This is a genomic window from Halomonas sp. DN3, from assembly GCF_024137905.1.
GTDB lineage: Bacteria > Pseudomonadota > Gammaproteobacteria > Pseudomonadales > Halomonadaceae > Halomonas > Halomonas litopenaei.
On record NZ_CP099965.1, the window covers coordinates 967,638 to 993,099 of the forward strand.

The window sequence follows — 25,462 nt, forward strand, 5'->3', positions numbered from 1 at the left end:
GATCACGTCATGAAAGGGCGAAGCGCCTCACGCAACGCGAAGCGCCTCATGCAAAGCGAAGCGCCTTATGCAAAGCGAAGCGCCTCATGCAAAGCGAAGCGCCTTATGCAAAGCGCAGCGCTTAACGAAAAGCGAAGCGCGTCATGAAGGAGCGACGATGACCAGCAGCAAGGTGGCAAAGGGAAAGAAGCGGACCTCGGCCAACGACAGCTCGGACAAGAACGCCTGTGGCAAGAGCGCCTCCGGCAAGACCATGTCCGCCGAGGAGTGTCAGCGGTTTCGCCTGCTGTCGGCCCAGCTGGAATTGGCCCAGCGAGCGGATCGGGCAGTGGTAGTGCTGGTGGCCGGCCACGCCGCCACCGGCAAGGGCGAGCTGATCAACCTGCTCAACCACTGGCTGGAGAACCGGTTGACCGAGGTGCACGCCCTGGTGCCCGGCGACGAGGAGCGCCGACGACCTTACTGGTGGCGATTCTGGCGGCGTCTTCCGGGGCGTGGCCGGCTCGGGGTGTTCGTCCATGGCTGGGTCGGCGATGCGGTGCTTGCGCGGGCCTCCCGCGCCTTGGGCGAGGGCGCCTACAATGACCGCATCGAACAGATGCGTCAGTTCGAGGCGGAGCTTGCCGCCGACGGGGTTCGCCTGGTCAAGCTGTGGCTGCAGATCGATGCAGACACCCAGCGACAACGACTCGAGGCCTGGGCCGCCGACCCGGCCAGTCGCTGGCAGGTCACCGACGAAAAGTGGCGCCGCCACGCCCAGCATGGCCTGCTCGATGAGCTTGCCCGCGACCTGCGTGCGCGCACCCACTGTCGCCACAGTCCCTGGATCGAGCTCGACGCGAGCCCCGGCAACGACCTGCTGCCCCAGGTGGCCGAAGTCCTCGAGAAGGTCATGGCAAGCCCTGTCCCGGCCCTCGAGCGCCCCGAGACTCCCCCACTGAATGCCATCGCTCCCCCTCGGCTCGACGCCCTCGAGCATGACGACCCGCCCCCCCGACTCAAGAAGCGCGACTACAGCGAGCGCCTGGCCGACGCCCAGGCCAGGCTGGCCCAGCTGGCGCGCAGTGCCGCGCGCCAGGGAGTGCCACTGGTGGTGGTGTTCGAGGGCCATGACGCTGCCGGCAAGGGCGGCGGCATCCATCGCCTGACCTCGGCGATGGATGCACGTCAGTACCGTGTGCATCAGATCGCTGCGCCCACCGAGGAGGAGCGCCTGCACCCGTGGCAGTGGCGCTTCTGGCATCGTCTGCCCCGCGATGGCCGGGTGGCGATCTTCGACCGCTCCTGGTATGGCCGGGTGCTGGTGGAACGGGTCGAAGGCCTCGCCGATGAGCGGGACTGGCGACGCGGCTTTGAAGAGATTCGCCAGTTCGAGGCGCGCCTGCTCGAGCACGGCACCGTGCTGGTCAAGCTGTTCCTGGCCATCGACAAGGACGAGCAGCTCGAGCGTTTCGAAGCCCGGGCCGAGACTCCTCACAAGCGGCACAAGCTCACCGACGAGGATTGGCGCAACCGCGAGCGCTGGGACGACTACCAGCAGGCCATCGACGAGATGTTCGCGGAAACTCATGCCCCTGGCGGCGAGTGGGTGCTGATCGACGCCAACGACAAGCGTCGGGCGCGTCTGGCGGTGATCGAGGAGGTGAGTCGGCGGTTGGCGGCGCGGCTGCCGCTGGACTGAGCGACCGATGTCCTGTGAAACCTGCTGAAGGCCTGTCGACGGATTCGCTCAGGCGCTACAGTGAAGGCTGACACAATTGCCGCATCGGCAAAGATCGTTGGCGTTTGCCAGGTTCTGTTTTCACACCGGAGGTGAAAGTTCATGAAGTGCCGTCTGTCTTCCCGTCACGCCGTCCCTTTCGTGGCGCTGCTGTCCCTGGGGGCGAGCGTCGCCCAGGCCGACGCCGAGCGCCTCGAAGCCGACCTGCGTGCGGCCCTGGAGCGTGAAGGGTCCCTTGAGATCGGCGAGGTATCCGATGAGCTGCTCGGCAGCACCACCAGCGCCGAGAACCTGACCCTGACCGGCGACAACGGCGAACGCCTGACCATCGCGCGCTATCTGGTCGAGGGCGACTACGACGCGCCGGAAGAGGTGGTGCTCGAGGACATCGAGCTGGTCGATCGGGGCGCCAGCATGCTGCTCGAGCGGCTGGTGTTCGAGGAGCCCGGCCAGCCGGTGCTCGATCTGCGCGATCTGCCCTGGGATGAGGACAACCCGCTGGCCGGGATTAGCCTGGAAGGGCTGGTGATGGATCAGCGCCAGGGCAAGGTGGGGGCGGATCTGCCCTGGGGCGACTATCCCGGCCGCATCGAGATCCTGAGCCTGGGCGCCAGCGACGTCAGCGCCGATGCCATCGGCAGCCTGACCCTGACCGGGGTGAGCGGCTCGAGCGACAACTTCGAGCGGCTCGGGGCCGGTACCTTCTCGCTGCCGTCGCTTAGTCTGACCGGCCTCAAGGGGCTTGCAAGCGACGCGCCCACGGTGGACGCTCTCGAGCTCGAGGACCTGGAGATCGCCACCGATCGCCTGGTGGCAAGCCTTGAGCATCTGGTGGCCGACGGCGACATGAATGACGGCGAGTACAGCGGGCGCATGGACAACCTGACGGTGGATCTGGCCAGGATGATCGAGCTGTCACCGGTGGACGAACGCACCCAGCTACGCCTGGTCAGCAATGTGCTGACCGATGGCTCCGGGCAGCTCACCCTGGACGCCGACATGGACGGTACCTGGGAGGCCAGCGGTGCCAATGGCCAGGTGGCCAGCCGTTTCGAGATGACCGCAGCCGATGCCTTCCGCCTCGGCTTCGACAGTGACCTGCCGGTCAACCTGCCCAAGGGCCAGGACCCTGCGGCCTACTTTGCCGGCCTCGAGGACTGGACCGAACTGGACACCCAGGGCGGCGACGTCTCGCTCAGTCTCAGCGATCTGGGCGTGTTCGGGCGTATCGCACCGGTGGTGGCGGCGACCCAGGGGGTGTCCGAAGACGCCCTGCTCGAACAGCTCAGGACCCAGTCCGAAGGCTTCGGCATCATGATGGGACCGCAGATCGGCGCGGTGCTCACGGGGCTGGTGCAGATGATGGCCGGCGAGGCCAGCGAGATGTCGATCGACCTCAGCCTGCCACCCAGCCGACAGCTCCAGAAGCTGGCCCAGGACCCGCTGGGGCTGCCCCAGGCGTTGTCCATGGAAGTCACGATGGACTAGGGCTTGGCCGAAGGGTGATGGCGCCCGCCGGCGATTCGGGCTGAGCCTGGAAAAGAGCGCCCGGTGGGCCACGCTTCAGTCTGACTGAAGCCAAGATGAGAAATCATGCAGCAGCCCATGACGGTCTTTCATGTGAAAGCGGTCATGGGCTGCGCTATGATGGCGGCCCGCTTTTCGCGATTGCCCCTTGAATCCCCCGCTGCGAGGTTATGCCGCCGATGTTCAGCCGTGATATGCAGATTGCCGGTTTCGATGATGCCCTGTTCGATGCGATGCAGAAGGAAGTCGCCCGTCAGGAGGCTCACATCGAGCTGATTGCCTCCGAAAACTACGCCAGCCCCCGGGTGATGGAAGCCCAGGGTAGCCAGCTGACCAACAAGTACGCGGAAGGCTATCCCGGCAAGCGTTACTACGGTGGCTGCGAGTACGTCGACGTGGTCGAGCAGCTGGCCATCGACTATGCCAAGGAGCTGTTTGGCGCGAGCTACGCCAACGTCCAGCCGCACTCCGGCTCCCAGGCCAACGGCGCGGTCTTCCAGGCCCTGGTCAAGCCCGGTGACACCGTGCTGGGCATGAGCCTCGACGCCGGCGGTCACCTGACCCACGGCGCCCGCCCGAACTTCTCCGGCAAGCACTACAATGCCGTGCAGTACGGCATCGACGAGTCCGGCCGCATCGACTACGACGAGGTGGCCCGCCTGGCCCGCGAGCACCAGCCGAAGATGATCATCGCCGGTTTCTCCGCCTACTCCCAGATCATCGACTGGGCACGCTTCCGCGAGATCGCCGACGAGGTGGGTGCCTTCCTGCTGGTGGACATGGCCCACGTGGCCGGCCTGGTTGCCGCCGGTGTCTACCCGAATCCGCTGCCCCACGCCCATGTGGTCACCACCACCACCCACAAGACCCTGCGCGGTCCCCGTGGTGGCCTGATCCTGTCCGCCGAGAACGACGCCGACATCGAGAAGAAGCTGCAGTCTGCGGTCTTCCCCGGTGGCCAGGGCGGTCCGCTCGAGCACGTCATCGCGGCCAAGGCGATCTGCTTCAAGGAGGCCATGGCGCCCGAGTTCAAGACCTACCAGCAGCAGGTGGTCAAGAACGCCCAGACCATGGCCAAGGTATTTATCGAGCGTGGCTACGACGTGGTCTCCGGCGGCACCGAGGATCACCTCTTCCTGCTGTCGCTGATCAAGCAGGGCCTGACCGGCAAGGACGCGGACGCCGCCCTGGGTCGTGCCCACATCACCGTCAACAAGAACGCCGTGCCCGGTGATCCGCAGAGCCCCTTCGTGACTTCTGGCCTGCGTATCGGTACCCCGGCGGTCACCACCCGTGGTTTCGGCGAGAGCGAGTGCGGTGATCTGGCTGGCTGGATCTGCGACATCCTCGACGTCATGGCCAAGGGCGAGTCCACCGAGGCCATCGAGGCCGAGGTCAAGGCCAAGGTGGAAGAAGTCTGCGCCCGTCTGCCGGTCTATGGCTGAGTGCCCGGCTGAGGACCCGGCGGGATGACCCGCCGCTCAGGCCAACAATGACACCCCCGAGAGCCCCGCTCTCGGGGGTGTTGTCGTCTTGGAGCTACCTCCTCGCGTGCTCCCAGCGGGGCGTCGGCAGTCGATGCACCATTGTGGTGCCTTAACCTGCACCGGGCATGGCCGCGCTCGCCCCGGACCTGACGGGGCCTCGTTGCCCTGATGTCTATCTGCCCGTCATCTACTTGTTTTTCCGTTGCTCTGTTGAGCGCTGGCGCAGCCCTTGCTTTGTATCTCGGTGAACCCTTTTGATGCGAAGGTCCCTCCATGCACGCCAGCACGACTCCCCGAATCGGTGCCTTCGACGGGCCCAGGCTGCTGTTCACCGACCTGGATGGCTCGCTGCTCGACCACCATGACTACGGCTGGAAGCCCGCCGAGCCCTGGCTCGATGCCCTGCGCGAGGCCGGCGTCGCGGTGATCCCGGTGACCAGCAAGACTCGCAGTGAACTGCTCGGCCTGCGCCAGCAGCTTGGCCTCGCCGATCGTCCCTTCATCGCCGAGAACGGCGCGGTAATCGCGCTGCCCGCCAGCTGGTGTCACGCCCGGCGCGAAGGACAGCCGGGGCCCGATGGGTTGGTGATTCGCACCCTTGGGGTGGATATCGGACTGATCCGCCGGCGGGTGGCGATCTGGCGCGAGCGACTGTCCGCGCGCTTTCTGACCATGAGCGAGATGGCGCTGGAAGACGTGGTGGCCTTCACCGGTCTGGATGAACAGGAGGCTCGACTGGCACGCCTGCGTGAGGGCAGCGAGCCGCTGTTGTGGGAAGACGACGAAGCGCTGCTGCAGCGCTTTCGCGAGGGCCTGGCCAGTGACGGCCTGCGCATGACGAGGGGTGGGCGCTTCTGGCACGTGCTCGGCGACACCGACAAGGGCCAGGCGGTGCAATGGCTGTGCGCCCGCTTCGAGGCGCTCAAGGGCCGACGCCCCGAGACCCTGTCGCTGGGCGATGGCCCCAACGACGTTGCCATGCTCGAGGCCACCGATGCGGCGGTGGTGATTCGTGCCCGCCATGGCCTCGACGTGTCCCCGTGCCAGCCGCGCTTGTATCGCAGCGAGGCGCTGGGCCCCTGGGGCTGGGCCGAGGGGGTTGCGCACTTCTGGGGGGAGCAGGAAGCGGCGGGGCCTTCCTGCAGCGCCGATGCCGGCAGCGCCGATGCCGGCGGCGCCGACGACAAGGGTCATCACAAGCTGGGCGAGGAGGGTGAGGCATGAGCGATTTCCACCAGAACGGCATCATCACCGACTTTCACAATCTGACCCGGCGCAAGGTCGAAGACCTGGAGGCGGATCTGGAGCGCTTCGGCCGCCAGCGCCCGCTCGGGCTGATCCTGCCGTCATTGTACTCGGAGCTGGAAGGACCGGCGCTGGACGCCATCGTCGAGTCGCTGGCCCAGGCGAGCTATCTGTCGGAGATCGTGATCGGCCTCGATCGTGCCGACCGGGACCAGTTTCTGCGTGCACGCGAGTTCTTTTCGCGCCTGCCCCAGCACCATCGCATCCTGTGGAATGACGGCCCGCGCCTGAGCGCGCTGGACGCGCAGCTGGCCGAGGAAGGCCTGGCGCCACAGCAGCCGGGCAAGGGCCGCAATGTGTGGTTCTGTGCGGGCTATGTGCAGGCCTCCGGGCGCACCGCCGCGGTGGGGCTGCATGACTGCGATATCCTGACCTACGACCGCGGCCTGCTGGCACGGCTGATGTATCCGGTGGCCCACCCACGCTTCAACTACGCCTTCTGCAAGGGCTACTACCCGCGTATCGCCGAGGGCAAGCTCAATGGCCGGGTCTCCCGGCTGATGGTGACCCCGCTGCTGCGGGCGCTGAAGATCATGCACGGGCCCTTGCCTTACCTGGACTACCTGGACAGCTATCGCTACCCGTTGTCGGGGGAGTTCTCGATGCGTACCGAGGTGCTGGACAACATCCGTATCCCCGCCGACTGGGGGCTGGAGATCGGGGTGCTGTCCGAGGTCCACCGCGACCACTCCACCAATCGGCTGTGTCAGGTGGATATCGCCGACGTCTACGACCACAAGCATCAACCGGTGTCCGCCGATGACGCGGCCACCGGGCTCAACCGCATGAGCCTGGATATCGCCAAGGCGCTCTATCGCAAGCTGGCCACCCAGGGTGTGGGTTTCTCGTCGGAAGGCTTTCGTACCCTCAAGGCCACCTACTATCGCCTGGCCCTCGATCTGATCGAGGCCTACGACCACGACGCCACCATGAACGGGCTGAGCCTGGACCGTCACGCCGAGGAGCAGGCGGTGGAGCTGTTTGCGGCCAATCTGATCGAGGCCGGTAACGCCTTTCTCGATAACCCCAGGGAGAAGCCCTTTATCCCCAGCTGGAACCGTGTGCGGGCGGCCTTGCCGGACCTGCCCGAACAGCTATATAGCGCGGTGGAGGCCGATAACGCCGGGGATGTCTAAGGCTTTGACGAAAAGTGCCTGCGCTCGGTAATACGGCGTTAAAAATCGGGTCAAAATGCTCATTTACATCACGTAAACTGCGCTTTCTCACCGATTTTTGCCTTGTCTAACCATCGCTCGTCGACTTTTCGTATAAAGCCTTCATCGCGCTGGCACCAGGCCCCACCCGGGGCCCTGGCACCAGAAGGCTATTGCCAGGCGCTTGTACCAGTACCTTGATAAACCCTGTCAGTCGGGCTCCGGCCCCATGATGGTATGGAACAGTTCTTCGCTGGGCAGGCCTTGGCTCATCTCGAGCTTGCCATCGTTGCGATAGACGATGCCCGGGGTCGCCACCATGCCGAAGCTGCGAAACAGTTCATGGTTGCTCTGCAGGCGCTGCTCCAGGTCTCGGGGCAGTTGGCGCATGGGCTCAATCGGATCGCCGCTCTCATGGGCGCGGAGGGCGGCCTGAGGGTCATCGGCGGCCAGCATCGTGACCGCCTGGCGCGGACTTTCGGGGTCGAGGATACCGACCATCACGTGGCGTAGCTGGACCTGGCCGCTTTCGACGAAGGGCCGGCTTTGCTGCCACAGGCGGGTGCAGTAGGGGCAGTTGGGATCGGTGAACACATAGACGATGCGCTCGGCGTCGGGATCGCCGTCGGCGATCCACGCGCTGTCCTCAAGGCTCTGCCAGGTGGTCTCGTCCTGGGGCCCGCGTACCAGGCGCTCCAGCGGCGCCTCCGACAGATTGTTGGCGTCGGCATCGATCAGATTGCCGACGATGGCGTGCTCGCCATCCTCGGTGACGAAGATGGTCATCGGCTGTCCGCGATGGCTGGCGGCGAAGCCGCTGAGCCCACCCGGCGCGTCGAATTCACCGTGCACCTCAAGACCTTCCTCTTCCAGCGCCTCGATGGGGGCGGGGTGGTCCTCGGCCTCGACGCTGGACAGTGGCATCAGGCCGAAGGCCACCGCCGCCAGGGTCATGAAGGAACGCTGATGGCGGGGCAGGTCGGGCAGGCGGGGCAGTCGGGGGCGGCGGGGCATGTCGTTACTCTCCGGCATCTTGTAGGACGAATCCCGCGACAAGCGAGAATCACTCGCACTAGGACAGCAGCAAACGCCATCGGTTCGACCGCTGACGTCGCAGGGCAGTGAAAGCGCCAGGGCCGCGCTGTTGTGTGATACACCGAGCGCGCGGTGGCTTATCTGTCGGTGCGCACCAGCCACAGTGAACGATAGGGGGCCAGGGTGTCGACGGGCCGCCAGGCGCCCCCTTCCAGCAGGTCCTGCCAGCCGGACTGGTCGAGGCCGTCCAGTACCAGTGGCTGAGGCCGATCGGTGACGTTGTGAATGGCCAACAGTCGACGGCCATCGTCCAGGGGGCCGCGCTGTATCGCCAGCAGCTCCGGTGGTGTGGAGATGACCGTCTGGGCCGCATCGGGGTGGAAGCAGGGTTCCCTGCGACGGATCTCGAGGCGTCGGGTGAGGGCGAAAAACACCTCGCGGGTCGGCGTGTGACGGCTGTCCAGCAGAGGTTCCAGCTCCTGGCGGTCCCAGCGCTTGCGATTGATCGAACGCAGGCGCCCGCTGCGTTCGACCCCGTCGTGGTCGTTCTGGGTGGCGGTCAGGCAGTGCAGGTAGACGCCGGGGATACCCTTCAGCACCAGCATCAGGTGCTGGCTCAACAGGAAGCGCTCGACCTGCCACGGGTCGGGGCCGCGCCGGGTGCCGCTCATGGCGTCGAACCAGGTGATATTGAGCTCGTAGGGGCTGTCGCTGCCGTCGGCCTGCCGGCGCATGCTGACGAAGCCACCGAAGCGCTGCATCAAGGCGACCAGGGCGTCGATCTCGTGGCCTTCCAGCCAGCCTTCCAGCGGGCGCACGCCAATACCATCGTGGCTGGCGGTGAAGTTCAGATAGCTGCAGCCGGCGGGGAGCTCGGGCAGGCTGTCGAGCCAGCGCGCCAGGGTGCCGGCCTCGCCACTGGTCAAGGTGTGCAGCAACAGAGGTGGCAGCGGGAACTGGTAGACCAGGTGGGCCTCGTCGGGCGGCGTGTCCTGTCGCTCCAGGCCGAAGTAGCTGATGTTCTCGGCGTGGGGCACATTGGTCTCGGTGATGATCAGGGTGCCGGGGGCGACGTGGTCGACCACCGCCCGCAACAGCCGCACCACCGCGTGGGTCTCGGGAAGGTGGATACAGCGGGTGCCGGGGCGTTTCCACAGGAAGGCGACGGCGTCCAGCCGGACGATGCGGGCGCCCTGCTGCAGGTAGAACAGCAGGATGCCGACGAATTCGATCAACACGTCGGGGTTGGCGAAGTTGAGGTCGATCTGGTCCTCGGAGAAGGTCGCCCACAGGTGGCGAACGCCACGGCGGGTGCTGACGGGGACCAGTAGCGGTGAGCTGCGCGGACGCACCACCTCGCTGAGATCGGTATCGGGGTCCATCTCGATGAAGTAGTCGCGCCCGGGCAGGTTGCCGCCGAGATAGTCGGCGAACCACAGCGATTCCCGCGAGACATGGTTGAGCACCAGGTCCACCATCAGATCATGGTGACTGGCCAGGCGCCGGATATCGCGCCAGTCGCCCAGTTTCGGGTCGACCTCGCGATAGTGGATCACCGAGAAGCCGTCGTCGCTGCTCCAGGGGAAGAAGGGCAGCACATGGACACCGCTGAAGACAGTCTTCAGGCGCTTGCTCAGGAACTCATCGAGTACCGCCAGGGGGGGCTTGTCGGCATCCAGCAGCGAGTCGCCATAGACGATCAGCCACTGGTCCTGCTCGCTCCACAGCGTCTGGCGTGCACCATGACGGTGCCTCAACCCGGCCCCCTGCGCTTCGATCAGGCGCAGCAGACGGCGCAGGACCTCTTCGCTGCGTGCACCATAGAGAGGCGCGAGCAGCTCTGCGGCACGCTGGCGAAAGTCGTCGGGTTCCAGGGGGGAGAGGTGGCTTGCCATGGTGTCCTCCGCAGGCGTGGGGGCGCCTTGCCCCGTGAGCGCTCGCCATTTCATTGACGGCTAGAAAGAAAGTATCAAGCACAGGGCGTGCCAACTCAGCTGAAATCGCGGATGACCTGGGCCATTGCGCTGGGCGGGGCAGGCCTCAGCCGTTACACTATGGCGACATATTTTTCCTGCCGGACTGTCCGCTATGCATTGCCCCTTCTGTGGCGCCCAAGAGACCCGAGTGACTGACTCCCGGCTGGTCGCCGAAGGTGATCAGGTGCGCCGACGGCGGCAGTGTGCTGGCTGCGGTGAGCGCTTCACCACCTACGAGACCGCTGAACTTATCATGCCACGGATCATCAAGGCCGATGGCTCGCGGGAAGTGTTCGACGAGATCAAGCTGCGGGCCGGCATGCTGCGGGCGCTGGAAAAACGCCCCGTCAGCGCCGAGTCGATCGAGGCGGCGGTGGAACGTATCCGCCAGAACCTGCGCGCACGAGGCGAGCGCGAGGTCCAGGCGCGGGTGGTCGGTGAAGAGGTGATGAATGCCTTGAAGCGCCTCGATCAGGTGGCCTATATCCGCTTTGCTTCAGTCTATCGACGGTTTCAGGATATCGACGAATTTCGCGCCGAGATCGACCGCCTGGCCCAGGAGCCGAGTTTCTCGCCCGACACCGGGGAGAGCACATGAATCCGACGGACATCACGGCAGGCCAGGATGAAGCCTGGATGGCCAGGGCATTGAAGCTGGCCGAACGCGGTCGCTACACCACCATGCCCAATCCGAGGGTCGGCTGCGTACTGGTCAAGCACGGCAAGCATCTGGCCGACGGCTACCATCAGCGCGCCGGGGAGCCCCACGCCGAGGTCCATGCACTCGAGGCTGCCGGTGAGCACGCCCGAGGCGCCACCGCTTACGTGACGCTGGAACCCTGCTCCCACCAGGGGCGCACAGGGCCTTGCTGCGATGCCTTGATCAAGGCCGGTGTCGCCAGGGTGGTGGTAGCCATGCAGGATCCCAATCCTCAGGTGGCGGGACGCGGTATCGCACGCCTGCGTGACGCCGGGGTCGAGGTAAGGCTGGGTTGCCTCGAGGCGGACGCCCAGGTATTGAACGCCGGCTTCGTGTCGCGCATGACCCGGGGGCGTCCACGGGTCAGCCTCAAGCTCGCCATGAGCCTCGACGGCCGTACCGCCATGGCCTCCGGCGAGTCCCAGTGGATCACCGGTGCCGAGGCTCGGCGTGACGTCCAGCGGCTGCGGGCTCAGAGCTGCGCCATCCTCACCGGGGTGGATTCGATCATCTTCGACAACTCGCGGCTGACGGTGCGTGCCGATCAGCTCGGGCTCGATGACGCCGAAGTCATCGCCCGACGCCAGCCGCTTAGGGTCGTGGTGGACTCGCGCCTGCGCATGCCGCTGGCCGCGGCCTGCCTGAGCGAGCCAGGGGAGACGCTGGTGGTCTGCGTCGAGGGCAGCGAATCCCCTCGCAGAGACGCGCTGATGCGCTCCGGCGCGCGGGTGCTGGAGATGCCTGCAGGCGACGACGGCCGCGTCGATCTTGGCGCGCTGCTCAAGTGGCTCGGTGACGAGGGCGGCTGCAACGAGCTTTTGGTGGAGACCGGCGCGACCCTGGCAGGTGCCTTGATGGATGCCTGTCAGGTGGACGAGTTGCGTCTTTACATGGCGCCGACCCTGCTCGGCTCCGACGCGCGCGGGCTGATGGCGTTGTCGGGTATCGAACGCATGGCCGAGCAACGGCCTCTGGAAATTCTCGATATCCGCGCCCTCGGCAAGGACTGGCGTATTCTGGCGCGCCCGGCGCTGGCCGCCTGCGCCGAGCACTGACCCGACGAAAGTCGCCGGGGCCCGGGATCGCAGTAGCGGGGCTTCATATAAGCGGCGCCCGACGCGGAGTCGCAGTGGCCTGTCTTGATATAAGCGGCGCCCAACGCGGAGTCGCAGTGGCCGGTCTTAAAAAAAGCGGCGCCCGACGCCCTGTCTGGTCTTTGTCTTTGACTGGCGCCCGACGCCGCGCCACGGTACCCTGACGCGGTTTCTGGCCGCCGTCGCGAGTGGCCATTTTAGATCCAGGGAGCATACATGTCGCAGTCTTCCAGCGGGGGCCTGGCCCCTATTGCCGAACTCGTCGAGGATATCCGCCAGGGCCGCATGGTGATCCTGATGGACGACGAGGATCGGGAAAACGAAGGTGACATCATCATGGCCGCCGAGAAGGTCGAGGCCTGGCACATCAACTTCATGGCGGTTCACGCCCGTGGTCTGATCTGCATGCCGATGACCCGGGAGCGCTGCGAACAGCTCAAGCTGCCGCTGATGGTGCAGGACAACGGCTCCGGTTTCGGTACCAAGTTCACCCTGTCCATCGAGGCCGCCGAAGGGGTCAGCACCGGCATCTCCGCTGCTGACCGCGCACGCACGGTGCAGGCCGCCAGCGCGCGCAATGCCAAGGCAGAAGACATCGTCCAGCCCGGCCACATCTTTCCGCTGATGGCCGAGCCCGGCGGCGTGCTCAGGCGCGCCGGCCACACCGAGGCGGCCTGCGATCTGGCCGCCCTGGCCGGTTGTGATCCCAGCGGTGTGATCTGCGAGATCATGAACGACGATGGCAGCATGGCCCGACGTCCTGAGCTCGAGCGCTTCGCCGAGACCCACGGGATCAAGATGGGCACCATCGCCGACCTGATCCACTACCGGATCCACAACGAGCAGACGGTAGAAGAGGTCGAGCGACTGCCGGTGACCACCGCCTACGGTGAGCTGACCGCCCACGTCTTTCTCGACCGCACCCACAAGGTGCACCACCTGGCGCTGGTGAAGGGCTCGCCGAGTCCGGACAGCGTGACCACGGTGCGGGTGCATCTGGCCAACGAGATGCGTGACCTGATGTGCCTGGTCAAGGGCGAGGACGCCTCCTGGCGCGCCCACCAGGCGCTGGAAGAGGTGGCGCGGGCCGAGCAGGGTGTCTTCGTGCTGCTCGATGACATGCGTCCGCATCAGGACCTCAACGATATGCTGCAGGTGTTCCTGGAGCGCCGCCGCACCGCTCGCGGCAGCGAGTCCGACGGCGCCGGCAACTACCTGACCATCGGCACCGGCTCCCAGATCCTGCGCGAGCTCGGTGTCGGCAGGATGCGTCTGCTGAGCTCACCGTGGAAGTTCTCCGCGCTGTCGGGTTTTGATCTCGAGGTGGTGGACATCGTCTCGCCAGCTGATATCAGCGGTTGATTCACGCCGGGCGAGGCAGTAATGCTGGCGTCCGGTGTTTCGGTTTTTACCAGGGGACAGGCCCTTTGACAGGGTCACCCCGACTACCGGCCCCAGGCCGGTACATTCAGGAAGATTCAAGATGCAACCTATTTCCCAAGTCGAAGGCAGCTTCGTCGACGTCCAGGGCCGCTACGTGATCGTCGTGGGCCGCTTCAATCACCATGTGGTAGATAGCCTGGTCGAGGGCGCGGTGGACAGCCTGGTGCGCCACGGGGTGGACATGGAGATGATCGACATCGTCCACGTCCCGGGTGCCTGGGAACTGCCGCTGGCGGTCAAGCGTGTGCTCGCGGTGGCGCGTCCCGACGCCGTGGTCGCGCTCGGCGCGGTCATTCGCGGCGGTACCCCGCACTTCGAGCACGTGGCCGGCGAGTGCAATTCCGCGCTGTCGCGGCTGCAGCTGGAGTTCGACACCCCGGTGGCCAACGGTGTGCTGACGGTCAACTCCATCGAGCAGGCCATCGAGCGGGCCGGCACCAAGGCCGGCAACAAGGGCGTCGAAGCCGCCATGGCCGCCATGGAGATGGTGTCGCTGCTGCGTCATTTTGGTGACGATGCCGAGGAGACCCCCGCATGAGCCGCGAACAGCGTGCGCCCAGCAAGGCCCAGCAGTCTCGCCGTGCGGCTCGCGAGCTGGCGGTGCAGGGACTTTATCAGTGGCAGATGACCGACAAGTCCATCACCGCGGTCGAGGCCGAATTTCGCAGCCAGGTGCCCGATGACGACCTGGAGGTGCACGAGAACTGGCTCAAGGTCATGGAAATCGCCGATCTGGCGCTGTTCCATGAGCTACTGCACAACGTCGCACGCTACCGCAAGGAGCTCGACGCCTCCATCTCGCCGCTGCTGGACCGCCGCCTCGAGGACATCGACCCGATCGAGCTGGCGATCCTTCGCCTTGGGGCCTACGAGCTGTCCAAGCGTCTGGAGGTCCCTTATCGGGCGGTGATCAACGAAGGGGTCGAGCTGGCCAAGTCCTTTGGCGCCACCGATGGCCACAAGTACATCAACAGCATTCTCGACAAGCTGGCCATCAAGCTCAGAAGCGCCGAGGTCAGTGCCCGTCGCCGCTGAAGGTCGCGCCTGATGTACGGAGAATTCGAACTCATCGAGCGCTGGCTGGCGCCCACGACGGGCGAGCCCGGCAAGGCCTCCGGCGTCTCGCTCGGGGTGGGTGACGACGCCTGCCTGATGCGCCCTGCGCCAGGGCACGAACTGGTGGTCAGCGTCGACACGTCGGTGGAAGGGCAGCATTTTCCCGAAGACGCACCGCCGCAGGCGCTGGGGCATCGCGCCCTGGCGGTGAGCCTGAGTGATCTGGCCGCCATGGGCGCGCAGCCGCGCTGGTGTCTGATGGCGCTGACGTTGCCCGAGGTGGAAGAGCAGTGGGTGGCAAAGTTCGCCCAGGGCTTCCATGCTGTGTGCGACGAGGCGGACATGACCCTGGTCGGGGGCGACGTCACCCGGGGCCAACGCGCCGTCAGCGTCACCGTGATGGGTGAGGTACCCACGGGCGAGGCGCTGCGTCGCGACGGTGCCCGCGCCGGCGACGTGCTGGCGGTCACCGGTGCGCTGGGTGGCGGCGCCGGGGGACTGGCGGCCTGGTACGAGGGTCAGCGAGATCTTGAGTCACCGCTGCTTGCCCGCTACCTGTTGCCCCAGGCGCGCTGGCAGGCAGGTCTGGCGCTGCGGGGACTGGCCAGCGCGGCCATCGACGTCTCCGACGGCTTGCTTGCCGACCTTGGTCACCTGCTGAAAGCCAGCGGTGTCGGGGCGCGTCTTGACGCCGAAGCGCTGCCTCTGGCCGAAGGGCTCGTAGAGGCCCTCGGCACCGAGGCGGCCCGAGAGGCCGCCCTGACCGGCGGCGACGACTACGAGCTGGTCGTGGCGCTGCCGTCGGCGGCGTTCGATCGGGCCCGCCTGGCACTGGCGGAACTGGGGCTCGCCTTCGTTGCCATCGGCCAGGTCACCGCGTCGCCGGGGATACAAGGGGTGAATGCCTCTTCGCTGCCGGGGTGGCAACATTTCCACGGAGGGACATCGTGAACAAAGCACCGGCTAGCGTGTGGCGTCGACCGACCCATTTTCTTGCCTTCGGGCTGGGCAGCGGGGCGGCGCCCTTTGCCCCGGGGACCTTCGGGACCCTGGCGGCCATTCCCTTCTACTGGCTGTTGTCCGAGCTGACCCTGGGCTGGTACCTGGTGATGATCGCCATCACCTTCGTCTGGGGTGTCTGGCTGTGCGACAAGACGTCCCGGGACCTCGGCGTGCACGACCACTCCGGTATCGTCTGGGACGAGTTTGTCGGCTACTGGCTGACCATGGCGGCGGTGCCCTTTTCGTGGGAAGCGGCGCTGTGGGGCTTCGTTGTCTTTCGTGTATTCGACGTGATCAAGCCCTGGCCCATTCGCTGGGCCGATCGTCGCGTCGCCGGCGGCTTCGGCATCATGGTCGATGATGTCATGGCCGGCGTTTACTCCTGGTGCACCATGCACCTGTGGTTCTGGCTACACTGAACAGCGTATCGTCACGCCGACGGGGGCAGGGAGGCTCCTCTCGGCAGAGAGGGCAAGGAATGCGCAAGGAACGATGGATCGTACCGGTGGTGGTGGTGCTGGCGCTGGCCTGGGCGGTGGCCCAATATCTCGCCAGTCTGCTGTTCGAGCGCGAACTGGAGAGGGCGCTTGCCGATCTCGAGGCGCGCGGTGACCTGCGAATCTCGCGCGACGACGTGGAGCAGGGCTGGCTGCGTTCCTCCGGCGTGTTGCATGTAGCTCCCCTGATCGGTCACGCCTGGCATCTTGCGATTCCCTATGAGGCACGCCACGGCGTACTCGATACCAGCGTCTTTGGCCGGCTCGACGTACACGTCGGCGACGCCGACCGGCGCCTGTTCGGTGATGCCATGCCGGCAAGCCCGCCCCGCTGGGAAGCTCACTACCGCACCCTGGGGGGCACCCTGCAGGGGGAGTTGCGGCTGGCACCATTTCTCATCAGTCAGTCTCCGTCCGGTGAAGCGCCTCGCTCGCTGCAATTCTCCGGTGGACGTATCGCCTTTGACGGAGTCTATGGCGACTGGCGCACCCAGGTGCTGCTGGAGGCGATCGAGTTGCGCGATGGAGACGCGGTGCTGGAAATCGGCCCGCTCCATCACGAAAGCCGTTACGCCTATACCCCCGGGGCCCTGCACTTCACCCAGCAGGACAAGCTGACCCTGGACGCCGTCAGTCTGCGTCACCCTCAGGTCAACCTGGATGGCACCGAACTGGTGCTCGAGGCCCGCACCCTGCTGGATGACAGCGAGCTGAGGCTGCAGAGCACCTTGACCATCGGTGAGGTGCGCTCCGGCGACGACATGCTGGTGGACGGCGAGGTCAGTCTGGAGCTGTCTCGCATCAACGCCGAGGCGCTGCGTTCGGTGGTGGCCCTGGCGCGTCACAAGACCGCGCTAGGCACCGTCTCGCTCGAGGACGCCGAGGCCTACTCGGCGATGGATCGCGCCCTGGCCCAGTTGCTCAAGGACTCTCCGCGTCTGGATCTGAAGGACGTGGATCTCGACAGCCCCATGCTGGGACTGAGTCTAAAGGGCGAGGGCGTGCTGGTGCTGGACCCCCGAGACCTTGCGTCGCTGAGCCTGCTGTCGCTGGATCGCCCCGAGATGCGCGAGCGCTTTCGCCAGCGCCTGGACGGAGACTTCGAATGGCGTGAGCCGCCGGCCGTGGTCGCGCTGTGGCTGGGGTTGCCGCTGGATACCTCGATGCTGGGCATCGACGTGGTCAAGGGGCGACTGCGGGTCAACGGACGTCCGGTACCACCGCTGCTGGGTGGTTGAGCGGACTCCGCTCACACCGTCAGACGTCAGAAGAGCCACCAGATTCCTGTCCCCTGAAGTCCCTCCCGGCTGGGCCCGACAGCGTCCCCGATGGCGTCACTCTGCTGCTATCCTCCTGTCACGCCTTGAACTTGGTCGTGGTCGCCCGCATTGCTGATACCCAGACGGGCAAGACGCCCCCTACTTCAGGATGAGGACACCATGAGCGATGATCGCGATCCCCGGTCCGACGATCTGGACTGGATTCCCATGAGTGGCGACGCCGAAGACGGAACCGCGGACGGCCTGGCCGATGGCGAGCAGGTCCAGGGCCATGCGGTGATTCCTGCCAGCGCCTCGCTGCCGGAACGGCTTTACCTGTTGCCGATTCACAATCGTCCCTTCTTTCCCGCCCAGGTGCAGCCGCTGGTGATCAACCGCGAACGCTGGTCCGAGACCATCGAGCGGGTCGCCAATACGCCCCATGACACCGTCGGTCTCGCCTTCGTCGGAGAGGCCGGTGTCGAGGAGCTGTCCCACGAGGACTTTCCGACCATCGGCACCGCGGTCAAGGCCCACAAGCTGCAGGGCGAGGACAACCAGATCCAGTTCATCGCCCAGGGCGTGCGACGCTTCAAGATCGAGCGCTGGCTGTCGCGCACCCCGCCGTTTCTGGTCGAGGTGTCCTACCCTCGCGAGCCGGTGGACGCGGAGGAAGACGAGACCCGCGCCTACGCCATGGCGCTGATCAACGGCATCAAGGAACTGTTGCCGATCAATCCGCTGTACGGCGAGGAACTCAAGCACTACCTCAATCGCTTCAGTCCCCACGAGCCGGGCCCGTTGACCGACTTCGCCGCCGCCATCACCTCCGCCCAGGGGCAGGAGCTGCAGGACGTGCTCGCCACGCTGCCGGTGGTGCCGCGGATGCAGAAGGTGCTGCCGCTGCTGCGCAAGGAGATCGAGGTGGCGCAGCTGCAGAGCGAGATCAGCGAGCAGGTCAACGCCCAGATGCAGGAGCGTCAGCGCGAATTCTTCCTGCGCGAGCAGCTCAAGGTGATCCAGCGTGAGCTGGGCATCTCCAAGGACGACCGTGAAAACGACGTCGACACCTTCCGCGCGCGCCTCGAGGGCCGCGAGGTGCCCGAGCGGGTGCAGGAACGCATCGACGACGAGCTGGCCAAGCTGTCGGTGCTCGAGACCGGTTCGCCCGAATATGGCACCACCCGCAACTATCTGGACTGGCTGACGGCCATGCCCTGGGGCCAGCGCAGCCAGGACCAGCTGGACCTGGGCCATGCCAGACAGGTACTCGACCGCGACCATGACGGACTCACCGACGTCAAGGAGCGGATCGTCGAGTTCCTCGCAGAGGGCACCTTCAAGGGTGACGTGGGGGGCTCCATCGTGCTGCTGGTGGGACCACCAGGTGTCGGCAAGACCTCCATCGGTCGCTCCATCGCCGAGGCGCTCGGCCGTGAGTTCTATCGCTTCTCGGTGGGTGGCATGCGCGACGAGGCCGAGATCAAGGGCCACCGGCGCACCTACGTCGGCGCCATGCCCGGTAAGCTGGTCCAGGCGCTCAAGGAGGTCGAGGTCGAGAACCCGGTGATCATGCTCGACGAGATCGACAAGATGGGCCAGTCCTTCCAGGGTGATCCGGCCTCGGCCTTGCTCGAGGTGCTGGACCCGGAGCAGAACGTCGACTTCCTCGACCACTACCTGGACGTGCGTCTGGATCTGTCCAAGGTGCTGTTCGTGTGCACCGCCAATACCCTGGATTCCATCCCGCCGGCGTTGCTCGACCGTATGGAGCAGATTCGCCTGTCGGGCTATATCGCCGAAGAGAAGCAGGCCATCGCCAGGAACCACCTCTGGCCCAAGCTGCTCAAGCGCGACAATATCCCCAAAAAGCGTATCAATCTGACCGCCGCAGCCCTGCGCCAGGTGGTCGAGGGCTACGCCAGGGAGGCCGGTGTCAGGCAACTGGAGAAACAGCTGCACCGGATCGTGCGCAAGGCCGCCGTCAAGCTTCTGGAAAACGACCAGGCGACGGTCAAGGTCTCGCTCAAGAACCTCGAGGAATTCCTCGGTGCCCCGCTGTTCCGCAAGGAAAAGGTGATGAAAGGGCAGGGCGTGGTCACCGGCCTGGCCTGGACCTCCATGGGCGGTGCCACCCTGTCCATCGAGGCCGGCAAGGTACACGGGCTGGATCGCGGCTTCAAGCTAACAGGCCAATTGGGCGACGTGATGAAGGAGTCGGCCAACATCGCCTACAGCTATGTTCAGGGGCACCTGACCGAGTACGGCGCCGATGCCGGCTTCTTCGATGCCTCCTTTGTTCACCTGCACGTGCCGGAAGGCGCCACCCCCAAGGATGGCCCCTCGGCGGGGGTGACCATGACCACGGCGCTGCTGTCACTGGCGCGTCATCAGTCCATCGAGCGCAACCTGGCGATGACCGGGGAGCTGACGCTGACCGGACAGGTGCTGCCGGTGGGCGGGATCCGCGAGAAGGTCATCGCCGCGCGCCGCAGCGATATCTTCGAGGTGATCCTGCCCGAGGCCAATCGGCGCGATTATGACGAACTGCCGGAGTACCTCAAGGACGGCATGACCGTGCATTTCGCCAATCGCTACAAGGACGTCGCCAAGGTGGTATTTGGCTAACGACGGCACTTCGGCGCATTTCGCCGACCGCTCTCGTCGGCCACTGTAGGGATGTCGCCAAGGTGGTGTTCGCCTAACGGCAATATGACGGTGCATTTCGCCGACAGTGAGCCGTCAAGCCGTTCCGGATCGGGCCCGAGGCCGCATGACGCGGTTCTCGGGCCCGTGGCGTGATGGCCTGTGCAAGGCTAGTCAGTGCCGTCTGTGCGTGACAGAATCGACAGTCTGGACACGCGACACCGCCCGGTTGCCTTCTGCATCACGGGTGGACGAAAAATGACGAGGATTCCATGCCTGAGTATCGCTCCCGTACCACCACCGCCGGTCGCAACATGGCCGGCGCTCGCGCCCTGTGGCGCGCCACCGGCATGAAGGATGGCGACTTCCAGAAGCCGATCATCGCGGTGGCGAACTCCTTCACCCAGTTCGTGCCGGGCCACGTTCACCTGAAGGACATGGGCCAGCTGGTCGCCCGTGAAATCGAAAAGGCCGGCGGTGTGGCCAAGGAATTCAACACCATCGCCGTGGACGACGGTATCGCCATGGGCCACGACGGTATGCTCTATTCGCTGCCGAGCCGCGATCTGATCGCCGACAGCGTGGAGTACATGGTCAACGCCCACTGCGCCGACGCTCTGGTGTGCATCTCCAACTGCGACAAGATCACGCCTGGAATGTTGATGGCCGCCATGCGCCTCAACGTGCCGGTGATCTTCGTCTCCGGCGGCCCCATGGAAGCCGGCAAGACCAAGCTGCTGGATCACGGCCTGGACCTGGTGGACGCCATGGTCATGGCCGCCGACGATTCGGTGGACGAGGAAACCCTGAACGAGGTCGAGCGCAGCGCCTGCCCCACCTGTGGCAGCTGCTCCGGCATGTTCACCGCCAACTCCATGAACTGCCTGACCGAGGCGCTGGGTCTGGCGTTGCCGGGCAACGGCACGGTGCTGGCCACCCACGCCGATCGCCGCCGCCTGTTCGAGACGGCGGGCGAGCGCATCGTCGAGCTGGCCAGGCGCTACTACGAAGGTGACGAAGCGCACCTGCTGCCCCGTGCCATCGGCTCCAAGGCGGCGTTCAAGAACGCCATGACCCTGGATATCGCCATGGGCGGCTCCACCAACACCATCCTGCACCTGCTGGCCGCCGCCCAGGAGGCAGGCGTCGACTTCAACATGATGGACATCGACCGGCTGAGCCGCGAAGTCCCTCAGCTGTGCAAGGTGGCGCCCAATACCCAGAAGTATCACATCGAGGACGTGCACCGGGCCGGCGGCATCATGGCGATCCTCGGCGAGCTGGATCGCGCCGGAGTGCTGGATACCTCGGTGCCCACGGTCTACGGCGACAGCCTCAAGCTGGCCCTCGACGAGTGGGACATCATGCGCAATCCGTCGGCGGAGGTGGTCAACTTCTTCAAGGCCGGCCCCGGTGGTATCCCGACCCAGACGGCGTTTTCCCAGAGCGCCCGCTGGCCGAGCCTGGACGGTGACCGCGCCACCGGTTGTATCCGCGACTACGAACACGCCTTCTCCAAGGAGGGCGGGCTCGCCGTGCTGAAGGGCAACATCGCTGAGAACGGCTGTGTGGTGAAGACCGCCGGCGTCGACGACAGCATCCTGGTGTTCGAAGGGCCGGCCCACGTGGTCGAGTCTCAGGATCAGGCGGTGGAACATATCCTTGGCGACAAGGTGAAGGAAGGCGACGTGGTGGTGATCCGCTACGAAGGCCCCAAGGGCGGCCCGGGCATGCAGGAGATGCTCTACCCGACGTCCTATCTCAAGTCCAAGGGGCTGGGCAAGGGCTGCGCCCTGCTCACCGACGGACGCTTTTCCGGCGGCACCTCAGGGCTGTCGATCGGCCACGTCTCGCCGGAGGCCGCCGCCGGCGGCGCCATCGCTCTGGTGGAAAACGGCGACCGTATCCGCATCGACATCCCCGCTCGGAGCATCAATGTCCTGCTGGACGACGCCGAGCTTGCCGAGCGCCGCCAGCGCCAGCAGGAGCGCGGCAAGGATGCCTGGAAGCCGAGCATTCAGCGTCTGCGCAAGGTGACTCCTGCGCTGAAGGCCTATGCCTTGTTGGCCACCTCGGCAGACATGGGCGCGGTGCGCGATCTGGAAAAGCTTGACGACTAATATCTGCGCTTTTTAGCACAGAGTAGCTCGATGAAGGCCGGCATACGCCGGCCTTCATCGTTGATGGCGTCCAGCGCTCAGGCGGCTCGCTTGAAGAAATGAGCGACCGATCAGCGAAATGAAACAGCTTGCGTGTACGCCGGAACTCGATAATTTCCGGGGATTTGGTCATTCTGACGTGACAGGGGATCGACAGATCAAAGAAGCCCTCGACAAGATGGGCGAGATGCAGGCACGGGGACCGCTATGAAAACACAGACTCTCAATGTGGGCCTGGTGGGTTACGGCATGGCTGCCAAGACCTTCCATGCCCCCTTGATCCAGGCCGCGCCAGGGCTCGAGCTGACCTCGGTGGTCAGCTCCGACGCCGACAAGGTCTTGCGTGACCTTCCGGACGTGACGGTGCACGCCAAGCTCAACGAGCTGCTCGAGGTGCGCCACGTTGACCTGATCGTGATTGCTACACCCAACGAGCAGCACTATGCCATGGCCAAGGCGGCCCTTGCGGCAGGCAAGCACGTGGTGGTGGACAAGCCGATCACGGTGTCGGCCTCGGAGGCGCGTCAGCTCCGCGCCCAGGCGGACCGCTCGGAATTGCTGCTCAGCGTCTTTCACAATCGTCGCTGGGACTGCGACTTCCTGACGGTGCGCAAGCTTCTGGAGCAGGGCCGGCTGGGGCGGGTGACGTCCTTCACCTCGCGTTTCGATCGCTATCGACCGGCGGTAAACAACCGCTGGCGAGAGCAGCACAAGCCCGGTGGCGGCATCTGGTACGACCTCGGCCCGCATCTGCTCGATCAGGCCATAGAGCTGTTCGGCATGCCTCGGGCAATTCTGCTGGAACTGGCCTCCGCCAGAGACGGCGCCGAGGTGGATGACGACTTTCTGGCGCTGCTCGAGTACGACCGCCTCAGGGTGACCCTGCAGGCCAGTTCGCTGGTAGCCGAGCCCAGCCCGCGCTTCGTGGTGCACGGCACCGAGGGCAGCTATTCGATCTACGGGCTCGACCCCCAGGAAGGCTGGCTCAAGCAGGGACTGATGCCGAGTGAAGACTGGGGCGTCGACGATGCGCCGGGACAACTGACCCTCAACCGGGGCAGCGCCGAGGAGCCGGACCTGGTCACCGAAGAGTGGCTGTCGGAACCGGGCAATTATCCCGCCTTTTACACTGCCGTCGCTCAGACCCTGCTGCATGGCGACCCGCCGCCGGTGTCCGGCGAGCAGGCGGTGGACGTGATGACCTTGCTGGAAGCGGGGCTCGACAGCTACCGCCAGGGGCGCTGGGTGCGCCTGAAGGAAGGCAACAGCAACCTCCGCCGGCTGCACGCCCGTCGCTGAGGCGAATCAGCCAGGCACGACAAGAGGGCCTTGGCCAAGGAAGCTTGGCCAAGGCAAATTCGACCAAGGCACGTTGACCAGGGGGCCGTCAGGGCCCCCTGGTCGTATTGGTAGGGTGGGTCTTACCAAAGCGAGGTATCGGCCTGCTCGCCCTTGAGCTTGTCCCGGGCGATGTACAGCGCGGCGATGGCGCGGGCCTCGTGGAAGTCCTCCCGGGCGAGCAGCGCGGTTATGCTGTCCAGCGCATGGGTCTCCACCACCAGCGGCTCCGGCTCATCGCCCTCCAGGCGCTTGGGGTAGAGGTCGCTCGCCAGCATGACCTGCATACGCTGGCGCATATAGTTGGGCGACAGGGATAGCTCGACCAGCGGTTCGATACGCCGGGCGCCCACACCACACTCTTCCATCAGCTCGCGGTTGGCGGCGGTGACGATATCCTCGCCGGGGTCCACGACGCCCTTGGGCAGGGTCAGTACATAGTCCTCGAATCCGGCGGCGTACTCTCGGATGAGCAGCACATGGTCGGGGTCGGGCATGGCGACGATCATGACCGCGCCGATGCCCTTGCCGTTGCCAAGCAGCCGTTCGAAGTGACGCTCGGCGCCGTTGGAAAAGCGCAGTTCGAGTTCCTCGACCCGGAACAGACGGCTCTCGGCGACGGTCTTGCGTGAGAGGATGCGGGGTTTTTCCGGGGAACTGTCGTCCATGGGAGCTCCTGGGCGGTGGGATGGGCTGGTGGATCGTGTAATGAATCGCGCAATGACTAGCGTAATAAACAGGGGGCGGGCGGGGTTGGCGGCGTCGCGGGACATCCGCCGTCCGCACCGGGCCGAGGCCAGGCGCAAGCGCCCGGGCTGCGAGCCCGAATGCCTTTGAGGTACACTAACACGTTACTCAGGTGTCGGCGGACGTTCGCCGGCGCAGTGGAACAAGCATTGAGCTGGTGATGGCTGGAGATGAGGTAATGCTCGATTGGGACACCATCGATACCGTGCTGCTGGACATGGACGGCACCTTGCTGGACTTGCACTTCGACAGTCATTTCTGGCTGGAGCATCTGCCTCGCCGCTACGTAGAACTGCATAAGCTGGATGAGGCCACCCAGGAAGTGGTGCGCGCGCGGATCATCCGGGAGCAGGGCACCCTCAACTGGTACAGCCTGGCCTACTGGAGCCGCGAGCTCGACGTGGATATCGTCGCGCTCAAGCGCGAGGTCCAGCATCTGATCGGCCTGCGCGGCGATGCTCTGGACTTTCTGGGCTGGCTCAAGAGCGCCCATCCGCGAGTGGTGCTGGCGACCAACGCCGATCGCGAGAGTCTGGCGCTGAAGCTGCCGCTGACGGGCCTCGACGACTACCTGGACGCCATCGTGTCGTCTGCCGATATCGGCGAGCCCAAGGAAGAACAGGCGTTCTGGCATGCGCTCAACGAGATCGAACCCTTCGACCGCGAGCGGACCCTGTTCATCGACGACAACGCGGCGGTGCTCGAAAGCGCCCGCGAGTACGGTATTCGCCATCTGCTGGGGATCCGCCAGCCGGACAGCCGGCGGCCGGAGAAGTCGCTCAAGGACTTTATCGCGCTGGACCGTTTCGCCGATATCATGCCCTCGGCGCCACAGACTCCGGAGGCCCCCCGTGGATAGCGTCAGACTCGACAAGTGGCTGTGGGCGGCACGATTCTTCAAGACCCGCGCCCTGGCCAAGAAGGCCATCGAGGGTGGCAAGGTCGAGGTCGACGGGGCCAGGGCGAAGACCAGCAAGTCGGTGAGCCCCGGCATGTTGATTCGTGCGCCTCAGGGCTGGGATGTGTGGGAGGTCGAGGTGCTCGAGGTCAGCGAGCAGCGTCGTGGGGCGCCGGAGGCGCGGCGGCTGTACCAGGAGACCGAGCAGAGTCGCGAACGTCGCGAGCGCGAGGCCGATCAGCGCCGCCAGGCCAACGAGGTCTTCAAGCATCCGCTCAAGCGCCCCGACAAGCGGGCGCGCCGCGATATCAAGCGCTTCCAGCGCGAGGGCGGCTCCTGACGGCGCGCGTCGCGCTCATCCCAGCGCCCTCGTCGAACACCCTTCTTTTCGTCAGACGCGCGCCCGCCGGGGCGCGCCC

The 25,462-nt window shown here is 65.7% G+C and carries 21 protein-coding genes; 18 read left to right on the forward strand and 3 right to left on the reverse strand.

What is annotated here, in order from left to right:
* The first annotated feature begins 157 nt into the window (after positions 1–157).
* From NKF27_RS04400 to NKF27_RS04420, 5 genes are all read left to right on the forward strand, one after another.
* On the forward strand, positions 158–1,681 hold the full coding sequence (locus NKF27_RS04400) for a polyphosphate kinase (protein ID WP_253555487.1): 1,524 nt from the start codon (positions 158–160) through the stop codon (positions 1,679–1,681).
* 141 nt (positions 1,682–1,822) lie between these two features.
* Positions 1,823–3,208, forward strand: a complete 1,386-nt coding sequence (locus tag NKF27_RS04405) for a hypothetical protein (RefSeq protein WP_253555488.1) — start codon at positions 1,823–1,825, stop codon at positions 3,206–3,208.
* A gap of 218 nt (positions 3,209–3,426) precedes the next feature.
* Positions 3,427–4,692 carry a serine hydroxymethyltransferase gene (gene glyA, locus NKF27_RS04410; protein ID WP_253555489.1) on the forward strand — a complete coding sequence of 422 codons (1,266 nt, stop codon included), beginning with the start codon at positions 3,427–3,429 and terminating at the stop codon, positions 4,690–4,692.
* A gap of 315 nt (positions 4,693–5,007) precedes the next feature.
* A complete protein-coding gene (locus tag NKF27_RS04415) occupies positions 5,008–5,958 on the forward strand; it encodes a mannosyl-3-phosphoglycerate phosphatase (protein ID WP_253555490.1) in 951 nt (316 codons plus the stop codon).
* A complete protein-coding gene (locus tag NKF27_RS04420; protein ID WP_045991048.1) occupies positions 5,955–7,175 on the forward strand; it encodes a glycosyl transferase in 1,221 nt (406 codons plus the stop codon). The genes NKF27_RS04415 and NKF27_RS04420 overlap by 4 nt, the downstream gene beginning before the upstream one ends.
* A 228-nt stretch (positions 7,176–7,403) precedes the next feature.
* Here the strand turns inward: NKF27_RS04420 and dsbG are convergent, their stop codons facing one another.
* On the reverse strand, positions 7,404–8,207 hold the full coding sequence (dsbG, locus tag NKF27_RS04425; RefSeq protein ID WP_253029118.1) for a thiol:disulfide interchange protein DsbG: 804 nt from the start codon (positions 8,205–8,207) through the stop codon (positions 7,404–7,406).
* A 158-nt stretch (positions 8,208–8,365) separates the two neighbouring features.
* Positions 8,366–10,123, reverse strand: a complete 1,758-nt coding sequence (locus NKF27_RS04430) for a sugar phosphorylase (protein WP_253555491.1) — start codon at positions 10,121–10,123, stop codon at positions 8,366–8,368.
* 193 nt (positions 10,124–10,316) lie between these two features.
* Here NKF27_RS04430 and nrdR point away from each other — a divergent pair, with 193 nt between their 5' ends.
* From nrdR to NKF27_RS04485, 11 genes are all read left to right on the forward strand, one after another.
* Positions 10,317–10,802, forward strand: coding sequence for a transcriptional regulator NrdR (gene nrdR, locus NKF27_RS04435; protein WP_045993087.1), 486 nt, complete (start codon positions 10,317–10,319; stop codon positions 10,800–10,802).
* The gene (gene ribD / locus NKF27_RS04440) at positions 10,799–11,959 is read left to right on the forward strand and encodes a bifunctional diaminohydroxyphosphoribosylaminopyrimidine deaminase/5-amino-6-(5-phosphoribosylamino)uracil reductase RibD (RefSeq protein ID WP_253555492.1); all 1,161 of its coding nucleotides are present in this window, start codon (positions 10,799–10,801) and stop codon (positions 11,957–11,959) included. Before nrdR ends, ribD begins: the two co-directional genes overlap by 4 nt.
* A gap of 255 nt (positions 11,960–12,214) precedes the next feature.
* Positions 12,215–13,360 carry a bifunctional 3,4-dihydroxy-2-butanone-4-phosphate synthase/GTP cyclohydrolase II gene (gene ribBA, locus NKF27_RS04445; RefSeq protein WP_253029119.1) on the forward strand — a complete coding sequence of 382 codons (1,146 nt, stop codon included), beginning with the start codon at positions 12,215–12,217 and terminating at the stop codon, positions 13,358–13,360.
* Between the two features lie 121 nt (positions 13,361–13,481).
* Complete coding sequence (gene ribE / locus NKF27_RS04450; RefSeq protein WP_045993084.1) at positions 13,482–13,979, forward strand: 6,7-dimethyl-8-ribityllumazine synthase; 498 nt, start codon at positions 13,482–13,484, stop codon at positions 13,977–13,979.
* The gene (gene nusB, locus NKF27_RS04455) at positions 13,976–14,476 is read left to right on the forward strand and encodes a transcription antitermination factor NusB (RefSeq protein WP_045993083.1); all 501 of its coding nucleotides are present in this window, start codon (positions 13,976–13,978) and stop codon (positions 14,474–14,476) included. The genes ribE and nusB overlap by 4 nt, the downstream gene beginning before the upstream one ends.
* A gap of 12 nt (positions 14,477–14,488) precedes the next feature.
* Positions 14,489–15,448 carry a thiamine-phosphate kinase gene (thiL, locus tag NKF27_RS04460; protein ID WP_045993082.1) on the forward strand — a complete coding sequence of 320 codons (960 nt, stop codon included), beginning with the start codon at positions 14,489–14,491 and terminating at the stop codon, positions 15,446–15,448.
* Entirely contained in the window at positions 15,445–15,918 is a 474-nt protein-coding gene (locus NKF27_RS04465) for a phosphatidylglycerophosphatase A (protein WP_045993081.1), read from the forward strand. Before thiL ends, NKF27_RS04465 begins: the two co-directional genes overlap by 4 nt.
* Positions 15,919–15,977: 59 nt before the next feature.
* A complete protein-coding gene (locus NKF27_RS04470; protein ID WP_108448154.1) occupies positions 15,978–17,234 on the forward strand; it encodes a DUF945 family protein in 1,257 nt (418 codons plus the stop codon).
* 201 nt (positions 17,235–17,435) lie between these two features.
* A complete protein-coding gene (lon, locus tag NKF27_RS04475; protein ID WP_045993079.1) occupies positions 17,436–19,883 on the forward strand; it encodes an endopeptidase La in 2,448 nt (815 codons plus the stop codon).
* Between the two features lie 290 nt (positions 19,884–20,173).
* Positions 20,174–22,021, forward strand: a complete 1,848-nt coding sequence (gene ilvD, locus NKF27_RS04480) for a dihydroxy-acid dehydratase (RefSeq protein ID WP_045993078.1) — start codon at positions 20,174–20,176, stop codon at positions 22,019–22,021.
* A 246-nt stretch (positions 22,022–22,267) separates the two neighbouring features.
* Complete coding sequence (locus NKF27_RS04485; protein WP_045993077.1) at positions 22,268–23,359, forward strand: oxidoreductase; 1,092 nt, start codon at positions 22,268–22,270, stop codon at positions 23,357–23,359.
* A gap of 122 nt (positions 23,360–23,481) precedes the next feature.
* On the opposite strand, the gene nudE is transcribed toward NKF27_RS04485, so the two are convergent.
* Positions 23,482–24,066 carry an ADP compounds hydrolase NudE gene (nudE, locus tag NKF27_RS04490; RefSeq protein WP_045993076.1) on the reverse strand — a complete coding sequence of 195 codons (585 nt, stop codon included), beginning with the start codon at positions 24,064–24,066 and terminating at the stop codon, positions 23,482–23,484.
* A gap of 257 nt (positions 24,067–24,323) precedes the next feature.
* Here nudE and yrfG point away from each other — a divergent pair, with 257 nt between their 5' ends.
* Together yrfG and NKF27_RS04500 are read left to right on the forward strand one after the other, a co-directional pair.
* Positions 24,324–25,004 carry a GMP/IMP nucleotidase gene (gene yrfG / locus NKF27_RS04495; RefSeq protein ID WP_108131398.1) on the forward strand — a complete coding sequence of 227 codons (681 nt, stop codon included), beginning with the start codon at positions 24,324–24,326 and terminating at the stop codon, positions 25,002–25,004.
* The gene (locus NKF27_RS04500; RefSeq protein WP_108131399.1) at positions 24,997–25,383 is read left to right on the forward strand and encodes an RNA-binding S4 domain-containing protein; all 387 of its coding nucleotides are present in this window, start codon (positions 24,997–24,999) and stop codon (positions 25,381–25,383) included. The genes yrfG and NKF27_RS04500 overlap by 8 nt, the downstream gene beginning before the upstream one ends.
* Positions 25,384–25,462: the final 79 nt, after the last annotated feature.

What these genes read in the sequence shown, in the direction of transcription:
- NKF27_RS04400 (WP_253555487.1), top strand. Translation starts at nt 158, where the DNA reads ATGACCAGCAGCAAGGTGGCAAAGGGAAAGAAGCGGACCTCGGCCAAC.
- NKF27_RS04405 (WP_253555488.1), top strand. Translation starts at nt 1,823, where the DNA reads ATGAAGTGCCGTCTGTCTTCCCGTCACGCCGTCCCTTTCGTGGCGCTG.
- glyA (WP_253555489.1), top strand. Translation starts at nt 3,427, where the DNA reads ATGTTCAGCCGTGATATGCAGATTGCCGGTTTCGATGATGCCCTGTTC.
- NKF27_RS04415 (WP_253555490.1), top strand. Translation starts at nt 5,008, where the DNA reads ATGCACGCCAGCACGACTCCCCGAATCGGTGCCTTCGACGGGCCCAGG.
- NKF27_RS04420 (WP_045991048.1), top strand. Translation starts at nt 5,955, where the DNA reads ATGAGCGATTTCCACCAGAACGGCATCATCACCGACTTTCACAATCTG.
- dsbG (WP_253029118.1), bottom strand. Translation starts at nt 8,207, where the DNA reads ATGCCCCGCCGCCCCCGACTGCCCCGCCTGCCCGACCTGCCCCGCCAT.
- NKF27_RS04430 (WP_253555491.1), bottom strand. Translation starts at nt 10,123, where the DNA reads ATGGCAAGCCACCTCTCCCCCCTGGAACCCGACGACTTTCGCCAGCGT.
- nrdR (WP_045993087.1), top strand. Translation starts at nt 10,317, where the DNA reads ATGCATTGCCCCTTCTGTGGCGCCCAAGAGACCCGAGTGACTGACTCC.
- ribD (WP_253555492.1), top strand. Translation starts at nt 10,799, where the DNA reads ATGAATCCGACGGACATCACGGCAGGCCAGGATGAAGCCTGGATGGCC.
- ribBA (WP_253029119.1), top strand. Translation starts at nt 12,215, where the DNA reads ATGTCGCAGTCTTCCAGCGGGGGCCTGGCCCCTATTGCCGAACTCGTC.
- ribE (WP_045993084.1), top strand. Translation starts at nt 13,482, where the DNA reads ATGCAACCTATTTCCCAAGTCGAAGGCAGCTTCGTCGACGTCCAGGGC.
- nusB (WP_045993083.1), top strand. Translation starts at nt 13,976, where the DNA reads ATGAGCCGCGAACAGCGTGCGCCCAGCAAGGCCCAGCAGTCTCGCCGT.
- thiL (WP_045993082.1), top strand. Translation starts at nt 14,489, where the DNA reads ATGTACGGAGAATTCGAACTCATCGAGCGCTGGCTGGCGCCCACGACG.
- NKF27_RS04470 (WP_108448154.1), top strand. Translation starts at nt 15,978, where the DNA reads ATGCGCAAGGAACGATGGATCGTACCGGTGGTGGTGGTGCTGGCGCTG.
- lon (WP_045993079.1), top strand. Translation starts at nt 17,436, where the DNA reads ATGAGCGATGATCGCGATCCCCGGTCCGACGATCTGGACTGGATTCCC.
- ilvD (WP_045993078.1), top strand. Translation starts at nt 20,174, where the DNA reads ATGCCTGAGTATCGCTCCCGTACCACCACCGCCGGTCGCAACATGGCC.
- NKF27_RS04485 (WP_045993077.1), top strand. Translation starts at nt 22,268, where the DNA reads ATGAAAACACAGACTCTCAATGTGGGCCTGGTGGGTTACGGCATGGCT.
- nudE (WP_045993076.1), bottom strand. Translation starts at nt 24,066, where the DNA reads ATGGACGACAGTTCCCCGGAAAAACCCCGCATCCTCTCACGCAAGACC.
- yrfG (WP_108131398.1), top strand. Translation starts at nt 24,324, where the DNA reads ATGCTCGATTGGGACACCATCGATACCGTGCTGCTGGACATGGACGGC.